The 251-nt window shown below is 48.2% G+C and carries 1 protein-coding gene; it reads right to left on the bottom strand.

From position 1 onward, the window contains the following. A partial coding sequence (locus ACFVYJ_RS13855; RefSeq protein WP_463255451.1) for a hypothetical protein occupies positions 1–251 on the bottom strand: 251 nt, incomplete at both ends.

Here is a 251-nt window from a genome sequence, read left to right as displayed (position 1 = left end):
TGTTCCTGAAACTGGCGCGCCAGCGGAGTCCAGACACTGCGTACATTTTCCAGAAAACGGAAAATCAGTGTTTCTTCGCCCTCTCGGCTGATTTTCAAACCCGCATAAAGTTTTTTGCTGCCCTTTTCCGAATGTCGGATAGTCGTCATCATAAAGCGCCGATAATGGGTTTCGTACTCAATATCAAGACAGCTTACCAGACCAAAACGCTCCTTCAGGATATCACGCCACCAGCGATTCAAATACGCGGC

The organism is Pontibacter sp. JAM-7, assembly GCF_048548695.2.
GTDB lineage: Bacteria > Pseudomonadota > Gammaproteobacteria > Pseudomonadales > Balneatricaceae > Neptuniibacter.
This window is presented reverse-complemented; position numbering and strand designations above follow the sequence as displayed.